The 2234-nt window shown below is 73.5% G+C and carries 2 protein-coding genes; one reads left to right on the forward strand and one right to left on the reverse strand.

The window, feature by feature from the left end; genetic code table 11:
* Positions 1–1455: SDR family oxidoreductase (locus ABZV34_RS38615; protein ID WP_356287709.1), on the reverse strand; the 1455-nt coding region annotated here is incomplete at its 3' end.
* Between the two features lie 151 nt (positions 1456–1606).
* Here ABZV34_RS38615 and ABZV34_RS38620 point away from each other — a divergent pair.
* The gene (locus ABZV34_RS38620; RefSeq protein WP_356287712.1) at positions 1607–2128 is read left to right on the forward strand and encodes a MarR family winged helix-turn-helix transcriptional regulator; all 522 of its coding nucleotides are present in this window, start codon (positions 1607–1609) and stop codon (positions 2126–2128) included.
* Positions 2129–2234: the final 106 nt, after the last annotated feature.

Raw genomic sequence — 2234 nt, forward strand, 5'->3', positions numbered from 1 at the left:
GGCCATGCCCCCGAACACGGCGGCGTGGAACGGCGACACACTCCACCAGTAGGCGTGCCCCAGCAGCCCGTGCGGATGGAACATGGCCCGCTGCCGGTAGCGCGACCCGCCGTTGTCGCCCGCCTCGGCGTACATCTCCAACCAGGCCAGCCCCGGCAGCCGCATCTCGGCGCGCAAGCGCAGCAGATGACCGGGCTCGATCTCCTCGACCCGCCAGAAGTCGAGCGAGTCGCCCGCCCGCAGCCGCGCGGCGTCGCGCCGCCCGCGCCGCAGACCGACACCGCCCACCAGACGGTCCAGCCAGCCGCGGACGGCCCAGGCGAGGGGGAAGGAGTACCAGCCGTTGTCGCCGCCGATGCCCTCGATCACCTTCCACAACGCCTCGCGCGGCGCGTCCACGGCCAGCCGGCGACGGTCGGTGTAGAGGCTGCCGCCCGCCCAGTCGGGGTCGGTGGGGAGCGGATCGCTGGGCGCGCCGGGCACCGAGGCCGACGACCACCTCGTGGTGACCTGCGCGTCCCGCACGCGTTGCAGCGCCAGCGACACCGCCTCGTCGAAGCCGACCGGACGCCCCGGCGGATCGGGCACGTACCGCACGATGTCGTGCTCGTGGCACACGACCTCGTGCCGCAGCGACTCGGTGAGCGGGCGCGCGATGGACGCGGGCACCGGAGTGACCAGGCCGACCCAGTGACTGGACAGCCGGGGGGTGAGCACCGGCACGGGGAAGATGAGCCTGCGGGGCAGCCCGGCGATGGTCGCGTACCGCCGCATCATCTCCAGATACGTCAGGATCTCGGGGCCGCCGATGTCGAAGGTGCGGTTGATGTCCGCGGGCATGCGGGCGCTGCCGACGAGGGTGCGCAGCACGTCCCGCACCCCCATCGGCTGGATGCGGGTGTGCACCCAGCTCGGCGTCACCATCACGGGCAGTCGCTCCGTCAGATACCGCAGCATCTCGAAGGACGCCGAGCCGGAGCCGATGATCACCGCGGCCCGCAGGACCGTGGTCGGCACGCCGGAGCGCAGCAGGATGCGGCCGACCTCGGTGCGGGACCTGAGATGCGGCGACAGTTCCGTCTCCGGTACGTCCTGCGGGGTGAGCCCGCCCAGGTACACGATCCGCCGGACGCCGGCCGCGCGGGCCCGCTCACCGAAGATCCGCGCCGCCTCGCGGTCGGTCGCCTCGAAGGCGCGGCCCGTGCCGAGAGCGTGGACGAGGTAGTACGCGACATCCGTGTCCCGCATCGCCTCGGCCACCGAGTCGGCGTCCAGGACATCGCCCCGTACGACGTCCGCCTCGCCCGCCCACGGGTAGTCGCGGAGTTTGGCGGGGGTGCGGGCGAGACAGCGCACCCGGTGTCCCTCCGCCAGCAGCTCGGGGACCAGCCGCCCGCCGATGTAGCCCGTGGCACCGGTCACCAGACATCTCAGGCGGGTGTCGTCCTCGCTCATGGGTCCCTCCGTCGTTCGCCGTGTCCCCCCTTTCCGTACTCCCCTCGTCATGCCTTCCACGCGGGCGGTGACGGTGGATGCGCGGGAGGGGCCTTTACGGCGACCGGGGATGCCCGAGGGGGCGGACGGCGGACTTCTATAGGCTGATCGCGTGGCCAGACGAGACGACGGTGACGACCGAGCGGGTGACCCGGCCCCCGAGGGCGGTCCGGGGCGGGAGCGTGCCGAGGCGACCGGTCTCCAGGCCTTCGCGGTGCGGCTGCGCCGCGTGAACGGGGAGATCAACCGGCTGGTCCACGACTTCGCCGGTGAACAGGGCCTGCACGCGACCGACGTGCAGGCGCTGGCCGCGATCCTCGACGCGCCCGAGCCGCTCACCCCCGGCCGGCTGCGCGACCACCTCGGGCTCACCTCGGGCGCGGTCACGGCCTGTCTCGACCGGCTCGAACGCGCGGGCCACATCCGACGGGTCAGGGAGAGTCCCGACCGCAGGGTGGTCCACCTCCACTACGTCCCCGAGGCCAGGACGGCGGCACGCGCCCATTTCCGGCCGCTCGCCGAGGCCACCGCGCGGGTGCGCGACCGGTTCGGCGAGGACGAACTCGCCGTGGTGCTCCGCTTCCTCACCGACCTGAACGAGGAACTCTCCACCATGCGGTCACCCGGTCGCTGAGCCCGGGGACGGGGGCCGCCGGGTCCGGCGGCCCGTTCGGGGACCGGCCCTCCCGCCGCGGATCCGGGCCGGCGCCGGGAGGGGCATGAGGGCCACGTTCCTGATG

The sequence above is a fragment of the Streptomyces sp. NPDC005195 genome (assembly GCF_040608315.1).
In the GTDB taxonomy this organism is placed as follows: Bacteria; Actinomycetota; Actinomycetes; order Streptomycetales; family Streptomycetaceae; genus Streptomyces; species Streptomyces kaempferi.